14 protein-coding genes are annotated in these 12707 nt (G+C 48.9%); 12 read left to right on the forward strand and 2 right to left on the reverse strand.

Features of this window, described 5'->3' with window-relative positions; genetic code table 11:
* Positions 1–2: 2 nt before the first annotated feature.
* Positions 3–767 (reverse strand): SAM-dependent methyltransferase, encoded by a 765-nt coding sequence (locus tag QUE61_RS02555; RefSeq protein ID WP_286307379.1) that lies wholly within the window; start codon positions 765–767, stop codon positions 3–5.
* 1 nt (position 768) lies between these two features.
* Entirely contained in the window at positions 769–1368 is a 600-nt protein-coding gene (locus QUE61_RS02560) for a Maf family nucleotide pyrophosphatase (RefSeq protein ID WP_286307380.1), read from the reverse strand.
* Positions 1369–1382: 14 nt separating this feature from the next.
* Here QUE61_RS02560 and QUE61_RS02565 point away from each other — a divergent pair, with 14 nt between their 5' ends.
* The 12 genes from QUE61_RS02565 (at position 1383) to rnc (ending at position 12706) form a co-directional block, all read left to right on the forward strand.
* Positions 1383–1967, forward strand: coding sequence for a YceD family protein (locus QUE61_RS02565; RefSeq protein ID WP_286307381.1), 585 nt, complete (start codon positions 1383–1385; stop codon positions 1965–1967).
* Between the two features lie 73 nt (positions 1968–2040).
* The gene (gene rpmF, locus QUE61_RS02570; RefSeq protein WP_108507995.1) at positions 2041–2220 is read left to right on the forward strand and encodes a 50S ribosomal protein L32; all 180 of its coding nucleotides are present in this window, start codon (positions 2041–2043) and stop codon (positions 2218–2220) included.
* Between the two features lie 72 nt (positions 2221–2292).
* Positions 2293–3303, forward strand: a complete 1011-nt coding sequence (gene plsX / locus QUE61_RS02575; protein ID WP_286307382.1) for a phosphate acyltransferase PlsX — start codon at positions 2293–2295, stop codon at positions 3301–3303.
* On the forward strand, positions 3300–4292 hold the full coding sequence (locus QUE61_RS02580; protein WP_286307383.1) for a beta-ketoacyl-ACP synthase III: 993 nt from the start codon (positions 3300–3302) through the stop codon (positions 4290–4292). Before plsX ends, QUE61_RS02580 begins: the two co-directional genes overlap by 4 nt.
* A 15-nt stretch (positions 4293–4307) precedes the next feature.
* Positions 4308–5246 carry an ACP S-malonyltransferase gene (gene fabD / locus QUE61_RS02585; RefSeq protein ID WP_286307398.1) on the forward strand — a complete coding sequence of 313 codons (939 nt, stop codon included), beginning with the start codon at positions 4308–4310 and terminating at the stop codon, positions 5244–5246.
* A gap of 14 nt (positions 5247–5260) precedes the next feature.
* Positions 5261–6004 carry a 3-oxoacyl-ACP reductase FabG gene (gene fabG, locus QUE61_RS02590; RefSeq protein ID WP_286307400.1) on the forward strand — a complete coding sequence of 248 codons (744 nt, stop codon included), beginning with the start codon at positions 5261–5263 and terminating at the stop codon, positions 6002–6004.
* 79 nt (positions 6005–6083) lie between these two features.
* The gene (acpP, locus tag QUE61_RS02595; RefSeq protein WP_108508000.1) at positions 6084–6326 is read left to right on the forward strand and encodes an acyl carrier protein; all 243 of its coding nucleotides are present in this window, start codon (positions 6084–6086) and stop codon (positions 6324–6326) included.
* 19 nt (positions 6327–6345) lie between these two features.
* Positions 6346–7593 carry a beta-ketoacyl-ACP synthase II gene (gene fabF / locus QUE61_RS02600; RefSeq protein ID WP_286307402.1) on the forward strand — a complete coding sequence of 416 codons (1248 nt, stop codon included), beginning with the start codon at positions 6346–6348 and terminating at the stop codon, positions 7591–7593.
* A gap of 46 nt (positions 7594–7639) precedes the next feature.
* The gene (locus QUE61_RS02605) at positions 7640–9109 is read left to right on the forward strand and encodes a DegQ family serine endoprotease (RefSeq protein WP_286307404.1); all 1470 of its coding nucleotides are present in this window, start codon (positions 7640–7642) and stop codon (positions 9107–9109) included.
* A 197-nt stretch (positions 9110–9306) separates the two neighbouring features.
* The gene (lepA, locus tag QUE61_RS02610) at positions 9307–11115 is read left to right on the forward strand and encodes a translation elongation factor 4 (RefSeq protein WP_286308251.1); all 1809 of its coding nucleotides are present in this window, start codon (positions 9307–9309) and stop codon (positions 11113–11115) included.
* Entirely contained in the window at positions 11112–11915 is an 804-nt protein-coding gene (gene lepB / locus QUE61_RS02615; RefSeq protein WP_286307405.1) for a signal peptidase I, read from the forward strand. The genes lepA and lepB overlap by 4 nt, the downstream gene beginning before the upstream one ends.
* Positions 11915–12706, forward strand: coding sequence for a ribonuclease III (rnc, locus tag QUE61_RS02620; protein ID WP_286307407.1), 792 nt, complete (start codon positions 11915–11917; stop codon positions 12704–12706). Before lepB ends, rnc begins: the two co-directional genes overlap by 1 nt.
* Position 12707: the final 1 nt, after the last annotated feature.

Raw genomic sequence — 12707 nt, forward strand, 5'->3', positions numbered from 1 at the left:
AACTAAGCCAGCATCAGAAAAATAGCAGGCTTATTTTTGATGAGATCGGAAAGTGCTTCGGGTTTGGTATAGCGCTTGCGCCAAGAATCAATTGAACCTGTCCACACCCACTCACTATTTAGTGTTAAATCGATCGCTACACAGAGTCGCGTTTGGTGAGATAGTGAGCTCAAGCAGCTTTGCAGCATTGCGGTATTTCGATAGGGAGTTTCAATCCAAATTTGGGTCTCGCGGCGCTGCCTAGAGGCCCCCTCTAACTCCTTGAGTTTTTTTGAACGCTCTGCAGCTTCGACAGGAAGATATCCATTGAATTGAAAGAACTGACCATTAAGACCGCTTGCCATCAGTCCGAGCAAGATCGAGCTGGGGCCGACTAAGGGCTTCACTTTGGCCCCCCACTGATGTGCGACTTGGACAATCTCTGCGCCCGGATCAGCAACGCCCGGAACGCCTGCTTCTGATAATAGGCCCACATCGTGCCCGGCTTGAATGGGGGCAAGCAATTCCTCCGGTTTGAGACTTGAGCCATGTTTGCGGCCTGGACCGCGCCACTCTTGCATCACCATCTCTTGTAATGAATGATGGAGTGGTTCGATTTCATGAACGGCGTTCAAAAACGCACGACTCGTTTTGGCGTCTTCCACAATCCAATATTTAATTTTGGCAATCAGTCGAAGGTTCTCGGCTGGTATGACGTGATGGAGTTGCGCAGCTCGGTTTTCACTACCTAATGTATTGGGTACCAAATATAAGTTACCAATTTGCATGCTATTGAGAGTCTTGAGTCGCAGGCAGAGAAATTCCCGCTTCAAGAAATAGGCTTGTCAAGGCAATTAACGGTAAACCAATCAGTGCTGTTGGATCTTCGCTCTCAATTTTTTCGAGAAGAATAATTCCCATCCCCTCTGATTTAGCGCTACCAGCGCAATCATAGGGTTTCTCTAGGTGGAGGTATTGATCCAAAACCTGCTCGGGTAGATTACGAAATTGAACAGTCGTCGGGACATGGATTGTTTTGCAAAAACTTTGACCGATAAGGCAAAGCGATGTATGAAAAACAACTGCTTGACCCTGCATTTGTTTGAGTTGAGCTAAAGCGGCGGCGTGTGTTCCGGGCTTGCCAATCATGTGACCATTTAAATCAGCGCTTTGATCGGAGCCAATCACCCAAGTGTTCGGGTGCAAAGATGCGATCGCCTTCGCTTTTGCTTGTGCTAACCGAAGCGTGAGATTTTTGGGAGTCTCGCTGGGTAGGGGGGATTCATCTAGGTTAGGTGCAATCGCTACAAATGGCATCCCAAGTCGTTCAAGCAGCTGCTGTCGATAGGGTGAGCTTGAGGCAAGAATCAGGATGGGGGCGGACGGCATGAATGAGTAATTGAATGATGTTTGATAATGTCAATGGTTTGAATGAATTACAAATTGTCGATCGGATGACACAGAACTCGCTTTACCCAATTCAATCGTTAGAAATCAACCCCAGTTCCTTGCATAGAGTTGATATGTTAGCGCCTGTCTCTTACCAAGGCGAGGGATTTATCGGGCTTGCCGATTTTCCAAGACTTTTAGCAGAATCAGCCTCTGTAAGCCCAGGCGATGGATTTGATTGCCAAATTTTAGGTTGGCATCGCGATGATCGGCCGTGCATGGAGATAAAGATTCGGGGGCGGATGGCGATTGCCTGTCAACGGTGCTTAGACCCCATGGCATTGGAGTTGGAAATACACAAGACCTACGTTTTTCTAAGAACGGAAGTAGAGGCGGATCAGTTCCCCATGGATCGAGATGACGAGGAGGCAATGGTCGCCTCAACCCACTTTAATTTGCTTGAAGCCATCGAAGACGAAATCTTGCTAGCACTGCCTCACGCCCCCAAACACCCGGTCGGCCAGTGTCAATTGCGGCGGGTAGGGGCCGACTTGGAAAAGCCTAATCCCTTTAAGGTACTGAAAAACCTCAAGAAATAGCCATCATTTTGCTGGCGAATGCGGGTTTTTACCACTTTCTATGCTAGAATTGCGCCTTGCTTAGGAGTTCATTATGGCCGTCCAACAGAATAAAAAATCCCCTTCGAAACGTGGCATGCATCGTGCGCACGACTTTTTGACTGCACCAGCGATTGCAGTAGAGTCCACTACTGGTGAGGCCCATTTGCGCCACCACGTATCCCCTAATGGCTACTACCGTGGTCGTAAAGTCGTTAAAACAAAGAACGACTAATTCCTCATTGTTTGATCGAAGCGGCTCAGGCCGCTTTTTTCATAAACACAATCGACGTTTTATACACATCCAATGAGTATCACTCTGGCAGTTGATGCTATGGGCGGGGATTTTGGGGTGGAAGTGACCATCCCAGCCTGCTGCGATTTTCTGCAAGATCATCCTGACGCTAAGATTGTTGCAACTGGCGACGCCCAAGCGATTGAGCAGTCGGTTCGCAAATCCAATCCAAACTTACTAGATCGCTTCCAGATTCTCGGTGCCTCTGAAATTGTCTTGATGGACGACCCCATTGAAGTTGCTTTGCGTCGCAAGAAAGACTCATCCATGCGCGTCGCTATTGAGCAGGTGCGTGATGGCAAGGCAGATGCCGTCATTTCTGCGGGCAATACGGGCGCATTGATGGCAATCTCCCGCTATATCTTAAAAACCTTGGATGGGATTGATCGACCGGCAATTGCAACTGCGATACCGAATGAGTTGGGAAGGGGTACTACTGTGCTTGATCTGGGTGCAAATGCCGATTGTGAGCCAATCCACCTTTTACAATTTGCGCAAATGGCTGATGTGATGTTGCGGGTGGTGAATGGCAACCCCCAGCCTTCTGTTGGCTTACTGAACATTGGCGAAGAGGTCATTAAGGGTAATGAGGTGGTCAAACAAACTGCGGAACTATTGCGCCAAAGCCAATTGCATTTTTATGGCAACGTCGAAGGTAATGATATCTTCAAGGGAACCACGGATATTGTGGTTTGCGATGGCTTCGTTGGCAATGTTGTTTTAAAAGCGAGCGAAGGCTTGGCGAAAATGATGAGTGGCATGATCCGCGAAGAATTTAATCGATCCTTACTAACTAAATTAATGGGCCTAGCTGCTCTATTGCCATTGAAAAGAGTGCGCCAACGGGTGGATCATCGGCGCTACAACGGCGCAGTTCTATTGGGTCTCAAGGGTTGCGTGATCAAAAGCCATGGTTCTGCCGATCGTTTTGCTTTTAAGGTCTCGCTTGAGCGTGCATACGATGCCGCCAAGAATCGGATGGTCGAGAAAATTGCTGAGTCATTTACATTGAGGTCCGCATGAGTAAGAGTCGATTTGCTCGGATTGCGGGCACCGGTAGTTACCTGCCCGCATTAAGGTTGAGTAATCAAGATTTGGTTGACCGTTTGGCTAAAGAGGGTGTGGAAACCAGTGATGATTGGATCAAAACCCGCAGCGGTATTTCAGCCAGGCACTTTGCCGCCCCCGATGAGCTAACCAGCGATTTGGCGGTCAAGGCAGCGCAGCGAGCGATTATGGACGCGCAATGGAATGCCGACGACATTGAGTTAATCATCTTGGCGACCTCAACCCCCGATCACCTCGGTGGTTTTCCAAGTACCGCATGCGTGATTCAAGATAAATTAGGCCTTAAGAATGGTTGTGCTGCGTTTGATTTGCAGGCGGTATGCGCTGGATTCTCGTATGCCCTGAGTACCGCGGATGCATTTATTCGGGCTGGTATGTATCAAAAGATTTTGGTCATTGGGGCTGAAGTGTTCTCTCGAATCTTGGATTTCAAGGACCGAGGTACATGCGTCCTGTTTGGAGATGGGGCGGGGGCTATTGCGCTCGAAGCCTCCGATCATGCCGGAATCTTGGCAAGCGCCTTGCATGCGGATGGTAGTCAACGCGACATTCTGTGCGTCCCCGGGCGAGCAAGCTGCGGTGGGATTGAAGGAGTCCCCTTTTTGCGGATGGATGGCCAAGCCGTCTTTAAATTAGCCGTGAAGGTGTTAGAGCAAGTCGCTCACGAAGTTTTGCAAAAAGCCAATATGCAGCCTGAGCAAATTGACTGGCTCGTTCCTCACCAAGCTAACATTCGGATTATGGAAGGAACGGCGCGCAAAATGGGAATGTCCATGGATCGGGTGATTGTTACGGTGCATGAGCATGGTAATACCTCTGCCGCATCGATTCCCCTAGCGCTCGATCATGGCATTCGATCGGGTCAAATTAAGCGTGGTCAGCACGTTCTGCTAGAGGGAGTCGGTGGTGGTTTTGCTTGGGGCGCCGTTGTGTTGCGCTATTAATGAGAAAAAATTGATATGACATTTGCATTTGTATTTCCAGGTCAAGGCTCACAATCCGTGGGGATGCTGAACTCGCTGGCTTCGCGAACAGAAGTACATGCCACTCTGCAAGAAGCATCCGATGCGCTGGGTGAGAACATTGGCAAGTTAATTGCAGAGGGGCCTGCCGAGGCATTGGCCTTAACCACCAACACTCAACCCGTGATGCTGACTGCTGGCGTCGCCTGCTATCGAGCTTGGTTGGCCTCTGGTGGACCCAAGCCCAGCGTTGTTGCGGGTCATAGCTTGGGAGAGTATTCAGCTTTGGTTGCTGCCGGAGTGATTCGTTTTAAAGATGCCTTACCTTTGGTGCGGTTTCGTGCTGAGGCCATGCAATCGGCGGTGCCCGTTGGCACGGGGGGCATGGCTGCAATATTAGGACTTGATGATCAGCAAGTGATCGAGGTGTGTGCGCTTGCAAGTCGTGAGTGCGGCAAGGTTGTTGAGGCCGTTAATTTCAATGCCCCTGGCCAGATTGTGATTGCCGGTGCGACCGAGGCAGTGACTAAGGCATGTGAGCTACTGAAAGCAGCTGGCGCCAAGCGTGCTCTACCCCTCCCAGTCTCCGCTCCGTTCCATTCCTCGCTTTTGCAACCTGCGTCTGAAAAGCTGAAGTCTTATTTGGAGAACATTGAATTTCATGCGCCTTGTATGCCGGTGATTAATAATGTGGACGTATCCATTCTCCAGACCCCAGAACAAATCAAAGATGCCTTAGTTCGTCAAGCGGCAAAGCCGGTGCGTTGGCAAGAGACCATTCGTGCCATGGCGGATCGCGGAGTTATTCAGGTTGTTGAGTGTGGCCCCGGTAAAGTGCTGGCTGGATTAACAAAACGCATTGATGATCGCCTTCAAGGCATGGCGATTACCGATGAGTCAAGCTTAATGGACGCATTGCAACAGTTAAAAACCTAATTTGTGAAATTCTTATGAACCTCGATTTAACAAATCAAGTAGCACTAGTAACCGGCGCATCGCGCGGTATCGGACAGGCAATCGCCGATGAATTGGCCCTTTGTGGCGCAATCGTGATCGGTACCGCAACCTCAGAGTCGGGTGCGAATGCAATCTCCGAGCGATTGAGCGCATCTAAGGGCATTGGTAAAGTCTTGAATGTCACAGAAGGAGCCGCCTGTGATGCAATGATTGAGGATATCGTCAAGCAATTTGGGCGCATTGATATTTTGGTCAACAACGCAGGCATTACCAAAGATCAATTAGCGATGCGCATGAAAGAGGATGAGTGGTCAGATGTGATTGCTACCAATCTGAGTTCGGTATTTAAGTTATCGCAAGCCGTGTTGCGACCAATGATGAAGGCCCGATCGGGCCGGATTATTAATATCACCTCGATTGTTGGTCATATGGGCAATGCTGGTCAGGCAAATTATGCCGCTGCCAAGGCGGGAGTTGCTGGCATGACCCGGGCCCTAGCGCGCGAGATTGGTAGTCGCAATATCACGGTGAATTGTGTAGCACCCGGATTTATCGATACGGATATGACCCGCGCATTAAGCGAGGACCAGCAAAATAGCCTCAAGGCCAATATTCCTCTGGCACGCTTAGGTACCCCCGAGGATGTCGCCCAGGCAGTCGCTTTCTTGGCCTCGCCTGCTGGAGCCTACATCACGGGAAATACCCTTCATGTCAATGGTGGCCTATATCTGGCTTGAGTCTCCCGTCAAATGATCGGTGTCACAAACAAACTGATAAAATCCTGTAATTCGTTTTAACAAGTCCCGGAGGGAATGAATGGACAACATCGAACAACGCGTTAAGAAAATCGTGGCTGAGCAGTTAGGCGTGCCAGAAGCAGACATCAAAAATGAGTCTTCTTTTGTGAATGACCTTGGCGCAGACTCTCTTGACACAGTTGAATTGGTAATGGCTTTAGAAGACGAGTTTGGTATTGAGATACCAGATGAAGAAGCTGAAAAAATTACCACTGTACAGCTTGCGATTGATTTCGCAAAAACGAAAGCTGGACAGGCTTAATTCTTATCTAGGCTAAGCCGTGCCCGCATCAAATCAACCACGTCGCGTGGTGGTCACTGGCTTAGGTCTGATTTCACCAGTTGGCAATTCAGTTAAAACTGCATGGGATAACCTGATTGCGGGTAAGACAGGTATTGCCACGGTCACTAAGTTTGACCACTCAGCGCTTAGTGTGCATTTTGCTGGTGAGGTTAAGGATTTCAATGTCGAGGACTATATCTCTGCCAAAGAGGCTCGGCATATGGATACCTTTATTCATTATGGAATCGCAGCAGGCACCCAAGCCATTAAAGATAGTGGCCTAGAGGTAACTGATCAAAATTCTGAGCGAATTGGTGTGTTGGTTGGCTCAGGCATTGGCGGTTTGCCGATGATTGAAGATACCAATGCCGAGTTACTGTCACGGGGGCCACGGCGTATCTCCCCATTTTTCGTGCCCGGCTCGATTATTAATATGATTTCCGGGCATTTGAGTATCCTCTTTAATCTCAAGGGTCCAAATGTCGCGGCGGTTACTGCCTGCACAACTGGTTTGCATAGCATTGGTTTAGCTGCCCGCTTGATTCAGTATGGTGATGCAGATGTCATGATCGCTGGCGGCGCTGAGTCGACTATTTCTGCCTTGGGTATCGGCGGCTTTGCTGCTGCAAGAGCATTGTCGACCCGTAATGATGATCCCGCAACTGCTTCGCGCCCATGGGATAAAGACCGCGATGGATTTGTTTTGGGTGAGGGCGCTGGCGTGATGGTGCTCGAAGAGTATGAGCATGCGAAGGCACGTGGCGCCAAAATTTATGCAGAGTTATGTGGCTTTGGAATGAGCGGTGATGCCTATCACATGACCGCACCAAATATGGATGGCCCACGCCGTTGCATGGTCAACGCAATGCGTGATGCAGGGATTACGGCAGATCAGATTCAGTATGTCAACGCCCATGGCACATCAACACCCTTGGGCGATAAGAATGAGACAGATGCCATCAAAGCGGCTTTGGGTGATCATGCCAAAAAAGTGGTGGTGAACTCTACCAAGTCAATGACTGGGCATTTATTAGGTGGCGCCGGAGGCCTTGAATCGGTCTTTACAGTTCTTGCATTGCACCATCAAAAATCACCGCCCACCATCAATATCTTCAACCAAGACCCCGAATGCGACCTTGATTACTGCGCCAATACCGCCAGGGATCTCAAAATTGATTACGCCGTTAAAAACAATTTTGGATTTGGGGGTACCAACGGTACCTTGATATTTGGGAAAAAGCCCTAATATCTAGAGTATTGCAACTAATGGGTTGAGCAATGCTCAATTTCGTATGAAAAAAATTCTATTGGTCGTTTTCTCAGTATTTAGCTGGGGAATTCTGTCGTTTTCACCGACGGTTTCCTCTCAGACAAACACTCAGCCACCTCGGGTCGCAATCCCAGATTTTGTGGAATTAGTTGAAAAGGCTAGTCCCGCAGTGGTTAATATTCGCACCACTGAGAGGTTATCTAATCAACAGGCTCAAGGTTCTGCTCCAGGCATCCCTGACGAACAAGCAGAATTCTTTCGCCGCTTTTTTGGGGTTCCGCTTCCAGGAGCGCCAAATACCCCACGCGGTCAGGGCAATCGACGCGGCCAACCAGAAGAAATTGAACGTGGCGTTGGTTCGGGCTTCATTATTGATTCCAGCGGAATTGTGATGACTAATGCACACGTAGTTGAGGGTGCAACTACGATTTATGTCACCTTAACAGATAAGCGTGAGTTCAAGGCAAAACTACTCGGTGCGGACAAACGTACCGATCTTGCGGTCCTAAAGATTGATGCCACTGGACTACCAAAACTACCTCTAGGTGACTCCTCCAAGGTGAAGGTGGGCGAGTGGGTTGTGGCGATTGGTTCTCCCTTTGGTCTGGAAAATACCGTGACCGCAGGAATTGTGTCGGCTAAAAGCCGTGACACCGGGGACTACTTGCCATTCATTCAAACCGATGTCGCTGTCAATCCCGGAAACTCTGGTGGGCCATTACTCAATACGGCTGGCCAAGTGATTGGTATTAATTCTCAAATTTTCAGTCGTTCGGGTGGCTATATGGGGATTTCATTTGCAATCCCAATCGATGAGGCCATTCGGGTCGCGGATCAACTAAGAACCACCGGCCGTTTGGTGCGCGGACGAATCGGCGTGGCGATTGGCGAAATCAATAAAGAGGTGGCTGAGAGCCTTGGTCTTGGCAAACCACGTGGCGCTTTTGTCCGCAATGCGGAACCTGGCGCACCTGCAGCTAAGGGTGGCATTGAAGCCGGCGACGTGATCTTGAGCTTTAACGGGCGCGATATCAATAAGTCTACCGATCTCCCTCGTATTGTGGGTGAGACTAAACCTGGCACCTCAGCAACGGTTAAAGTTTGGCGCAAAGGGGCAACCCGTGATTTAACGGTCGTGGTTGCTGATGCAGAGCCTGATAAAACGGTTGCACGTAAGTCAGACGCTCCAGCTCCGCAAGCGGGTACAGCAAATAAATCATTGGGTATCAGTGTTACCGAATTGACTGATGCCAAAAATAAGGAATTGGGCGGCAAAGGCGGGGTTGAGATTACCAATGTGGGTGATGGTGCCGCTGCTAGAGCTGGCTTGCGGGTTGGAGATGTGATTGTCCGAATTGGCGATGCCGATATTACCGGGATCAAGCAATTTGAGTCCGTGACCAAAGCCCTCGACCCTAGCAAGACAGTACCTATTTTTGTGCGTCGCGGTGATGCCACCATCGTAGTGCCCATCCGACCCGCTCAGAAATAAATCCGGATACAGGATCAAAACCATTAAGGGGTGACCAAAAGTCACCCCTTTTTGCATCGGTTATTTCCCCTTGGGGGCAGGGAAAAGCGCTGATTTTTCTGCTCCCAGTACAATAAGGAAAAGACATCTTATTGCAGCGCATCATTGTGTTGCGTTGCGACAAGGCGTTTTATCAAGACCCCTATCGAACAGCGCCAATGGATCACATCCGTAATTTCTCCATCATTGCCCATATTGACCATGGTAAATCGACCCTAGCGGATCGCATTATTCAGCTGTGCGGCGGTCTTTCAGACCGTGAAATGGAGGAACAGGTTCTCGATTCCATGGACATTGAGCGCGAGCGTGGTATCACCATTAAGGCCCAAACCGCTGCCCTAACGTACAAGGCAAAAGATGGGAAGATCTACAACCTTAATTTGATTGATACCCCAGGGCACGTCGATTTCTCTTATGAGGTCAGTCGCTCTCTTTCTGCCTGTGAAGGGGCATTGTTGGTTGTCGATGCCAGCCAAGGAGTTGAAGCGCAAACGGTGGCTAACTGCTACACCGCTACTGAACTGGGTGTAGAGGTCATTCCAATCCTCAATAAGATCGATTTACCATCTGCAGATCCTGAATCAGCTAAGAAAGAGATTGAGGACGTGATCGGTATTGATGCAACCGATGCCATTACCTGTTCTGCCAAAACAGGACTTGGTGTTGCTGATGTTTTAGAAGAAATGATTCGGCGCGTGCCGCCACCAACGGGTGATGCTGCACAACCTTTGCAAGCGCTCATTATTGACTCATGGTTTGATAACTATGTGGGCGTAGTCATGTTGGTCCGAGTGGTTAATGGGACCCTAAAACCAAAAGACAAAATTACCCTGATGGCTAGTGGCTCCACCCATTTGGTGGAGCAAGTTGGTGTTTTTACTCCGAAATCACTGACTCGCACCCAGCTTAGTGCTGGCGAGGTCGGATTCATTATTGCTGGTATCAAAGAACTGAAGGCCGCCAAAGTGGGCGATACTGTGACCCATGCATCCGGTCAACAGGGTCGCACCCCTGCGCCACAGCCACTGCCAGGGTTTAAAGAGGTTAAGCCGCAGGTGTTTGCGGGTTTATATCCAGTAGAAGCCAATCAATACGATGCGTTACGCGAGTCCCTTGAAAAGCTCAAATTGAACGACGCATCTTTGCAGTTCGATCCGGAGGTCTCTCAAGCTTTAGGGTTTGGATTTCGGTGCGGTTTCTTAGGTTTATTGCATATGGAAATTGTGCAAGAGCGTCTGGAGCGGCAGTTTGATATGAGCTTGATTACAACCGCACCAACGGTTGTTTACCAGGTTGAGCAACGCGATGGTACAAATGTGGTGGTGGATAACCCTTCCAAAATGCCGGACCCTAGCAAGATCGAAACAATCTTAGAACCGATTGTGACAGTCAATCTGTATATGCCCCAAGAATATGTTGGCTCGGTCATTACCTTATGTACTGGTAAGCGGGGCATTCAAACCAATATGACCTATTTAGGGCGTCAGGTACAGCTCACTTATGAGTTGCCGATGGCAGAAATCGTCTTGGATTTCTTTGATCGCCTGAAATCGGTCTCACGGGGTTATGCCTCGATGGATTACGAGTTTAAAGAGTATCGACCGGCCGATGTGGTGAAGGTCGATATCTTAATTAATGGGGATCGGGTTGATGCCTTGTCCATCATTGTGCATCGAAGTAATAGCCAATCGCGTGGTCGCGAGGTGGTTGCTAAGATGCGCGGCATTATTCCTAGACAAATGTTTGATGTCGCAATTCAGGCGGCAATTGGTAGCAATATCATTGCCAGAGAAAACGTCAAGGCATTACGAAAGAATGTATTGGCGAAGTGCTATGGTGGTGACATTACCCGCAAGCGTAAATTGCTCGAGAAGCAAAAAGAGGGTAAGAAGCGCATGAAACAAGTAGGTAATGTTGAAATTCCGCAAGAAGCATTTTTGGCAATTCTTCAGGTAGAAGAAAAATGAACTTTGCCCTCATCTTATTCATCTTAGCCATCATTACGGGTATTGCATGGGTTGCCGATAAACTCTACTTCGCCCCACAACGCAAAGCTGCCGGAATTGAGCGGATGCCACTTTGGTTGGAGTATTCGGCAAGTTTCTTCCCGGTTATTTTGGCGGTATTCATATTGCGCTCATTCTTGATTGAGCCATTTAAGATTCCATCCGGATCGATGATTCCAACCCTACAGATTGGGGATTTCATTGTTGTCAATAAATACACTTATGGCATTCGTTTGCCAGTAATCAATCAGAAAATCATTGAGATCGGTACCCCAAAACGGGGTGATGTGGTTGTCTTTCGTTACCCCAAAGATCAGTCAGTTGATTACATCAAACGCGTGATTGCAATTCCTGGTGATGACATCCTCTATGAGGATAAAAAGGTCACGATTAACGGCAAGCCACTTCAATATGTGGGTGGAGCCCCCTACCTTGATCCTGAGAGTATGCGGTATGCCAAGCTCTACCAAGAGAGCTTTCCAGCCGATCTTGGTGGTAATGTCCATGAGATTTTGAATGATCCTGATCGCAGCACGATCTACCAAGGCGAGAGCTTCCCTGGATCGGAGAACTGCCAATACCAAGGAACTTCACTGCGCTGTAAGGTGCCAGCTGGTCATTATTTTGTGATGGGTGATAACCGCGACAATAGTTTGGATTCACGGTTCTGGGGATTTGTACCCGATCAAAACTTAGTTGGTCGCGCCTTCTTCATTTGGCTGAACATGGGTTCACTGGGCCGGATTGGAAGTTTTCAGTAATGAATGCCCGGGCAACACTCGATCTTGGCCCACTGCAGGATCGCTTGGCATATCAATTTAAAAAGCCTGATTTATTAACTCAAGCCTTAACTCATCGCAGTCATAGTAAAAAGAATAATGAGCGTCTCGAGTTTTTGGGAGACTCTGTATTGAACTGTGTGGTTGCCGAGATTTTGTATGAGCGTTATGCCGATCTTGATGAGGGCGACCTATCACGAGTACGAGCCAACTTGGTAAAGCAACAAGCGCTGTATGAAATTGCTCAAGCCTTGATGTTATCGGACTATCTCAAGCTTGGAGAAGGGGAGTTAAAAAGCGGTGGATTTCGTAGACCTTCAATCCTAGCAGATACACTCGAAGCCATTGCAGGCGCGATTTTTATTGATGGAGGATTTGAGGCGGCGAAGGCAAGTCTGCGTAAACTGTATTCCACCATCTTGCAAAACGTGGATCCTAAAACCTTAGGTAAGGACGATAAAACCTTGCTCCAAGAGTATTTACAGGGCTTTCAGTTACCCCTGCCCACATACAACGTGGTGGCTACGACTGGTGCTGCCCACAGTCAGCAGTTTGAGGTCGAGTGCATTGTCCCGAATCTCAAGGTGAGCGTGAAGGGTGAGGGCGCATCGCGGCGTGCTGCAGAACAGGGCGCTGCAAAAATTGCTTTGGTTGCTGTACAAAAAGCCTTGCCACAAGAGTCGCGTAAGCCCAAGAAGACTCGTGCTGCAAAAAAGAAAGCTGCCAAAGCTGACCCGGTTAAAGGCCAGCTCCCCCTGAAGTTAAAGGACTAAT

Source organism: Polynucleobacter sp. HIN5 (assembly GCF_030297555.1).
Taxonomy (GTDB): Bacteria; Pseudomonadota; Gammaproteobacteria; order Burkholderiales; family Burkholderiaceae; genus Polynucleobacter.

Excerpts from the sequence above, each read along its gene's own strand:
- QUE61_RS02555 (WP_286307379.1), bottom strand. The coding sequence starts at position 767 with ATGCAAATTGGTAACTTATATTTGGTACCCAATACATTAGGTAGTGAA.
- QUE61_RS02560 (WP_286307380.1), bottom strand. The coding sequence starts at position 1,368 with ATGCCGTCCGCCCCCATCCTGATTCTTGCCTCAAGCTCACCCTATCGA.
- QUE61_RS02565 (WP_286307381.1), top strand. The coding sequence starts at position 1,383 with ATGATGTTTGATAATGTCAATGGTTTGAATGAATTACAAATTGTCGAT.
- rpmF (WP_108507995.1), top strand. The coding sequence starts at position 2,041 with ATGGCCGTCCAACAGAATAAAAAATCCCCTTCGAAACGTGGCATGCAT.
- plsX (WP_286307382.1), top strand. The coding sequence starts at position 2,293 with ATGAGTATCACTCTGGCAGTTGATGCTATGGGCGGGGATTTTGGGGTG.
- QUE61_RS02580 (WP_286307383.1), top strand. The coding sequence starts at position 3,300 with ATGAGTAAGAGTCGATTTGCTCGGATTGCGGGCACCGGTAGTTACCTG.
- fabD (WP_286307398.1), top strand. The coding sequence starts at position 4,308 with ATGACATTTGCATTTGTATTTCCAGGTCAAGGCTCACAATCCGTGGGG.
- fabG (WP_286307400.1), top strand. The coding sequence starts at position 5,261 with ATGAACCTCGATTTAACAAATCAAGTAGCACTAGTAACCGGCGCATCG.
- acpP (WP_108508000.1), top strand. The coding sequence starts at position 6,084 with ATGGACAACATCGAACAACGCGTTAAGAAAATCGTGGCTGAGCAGTTA.
- QUE61_RS02605 (WP_286307404.1), top strand. The coding sequence starts at position 7,640 with ATGAAAAAAATTCTATTGGTCGTTTTCTCAGTATTTAGCTGGGGAATT.
- lepA (WP_286308251.1), top strand. The coding sequence starts at position 9,307 with ATGGATCACATCCGTAATTTCTCCATCATTGCCCATATTGACCATGGT.
- lepB (WP_286307405.1), top strand. The coding sequence starts at position 11,112 with ATGAACTTTGCCCTCATCTTATTCATCTTAGCCATCATTACGGGTATT.
- rnc (WP_286307407.1), top strand. The coding sequence starts at position 11,915 with ATGAATGCCCGGGCAACACTCGATCTTGGCCCACTGCAGGATCGCTTG.